Source organism: Paenibacillus sp. NPDC055715 (assembly GCF_053617595.1).
This window is the reverse complement of record NZ_JBSHGA010000041.1, coordinates 1-1,000: the sequence shown is the minus strand read 5'-3', so window position 1 is coordinate 1,000 and position 1,000 is coordinate 1. Positions and strand designations below refer to the sequence as shown.

General features: G+C 58.1%; 1 rRNA gene. It reads left to right on the top strand.

The annotated features are described in order from the left end of the window. Positions 1-155: 155 nt before the first annotated feature. Positions 156-1,000 (top strand): 16S ribosomal RNA (locus tag ACWGOO_RS22350); the annotation flags it as partial.

Here is a 1,000-nt window from a genome sequence, read left to right as displayed (position 1 = left end):
CTTCGGTGGATGAGGTTCCTTTGAAAAAGACCTGTGAGGTCGCCTTCGGGTGATGCTTGCAGGCAATTACACAGCGAGGACGCAGTGGTCAGTCGGTCTTATTCCGACATGACTGACCCGCTCTAAGTGCGTGTGCACCCGATTACGGGTAAACATTCACGGAGAGTTTGATCCTGGCTCAGGACGAACGCTGGCGGCGTGCTTAACACATGCAAGTCGAACGATGAAGCCCTTCGGGGTGGATTAGTGGCGAACGGGTGAGTAACACGTGGGCAATCTGCCCTGCACTCTGGGACAAGCCCTGGAAACGGGGTCTAATACCGGATATGACCGTCCATCGCATGGTGGATGGTGTAAAGCTCCGGCGGTGCAGGATGAGCCCGCGGCCTATCAGCTAGTTGGTGAGGTAATGGCTCACCAAGGCGACGACGGGTAGCCGGCCTGAGAGGGCGACCGGCCACACTGGGACTGAGACACGGCCCAGACTCCTACGGGAGGCAGCAGTGGGGAATATTGCACAATGGGCGAAAGCCTGATGCAGCGACGCCGCGTGAGGGATGACGGCCTTCGGGTTGTAAACCTCTTTCAGCAGGGAAGAAGCGAAAGTGACGGTACCTGCAGAAGAAGCGCCGGCTAACTACGTGCCAGCAGCCGCGGTAATACGTAGGGCGCAAGCGTTGTCCGGAATTATTGGGCGTAAAGAGCTCGTAGGCGGCTTGTCACGTCGGATGTGAAAGCCCGGGGCTTAACCCCGGGTCTGCATTCGATACGGGCAGGCTAGAGTGCGGTAGGGGAGATCGGAATTCCTGGTGTAGCGGTGAAATGCGCAGATATCAGGAGGAACACCGGTGGCGAAGGCGGATCTCTGGGCCGTTACTGACGCTGAGGAGCGAAAGCGTGGGGAGCGAACAGGATTAGATACCCTGGTAGTCCACGCCGTAAACGTTGGGAACTAGGTGTTGGCGACATTCCACGTCGTCGGTGCCGCAGCTAACGCATT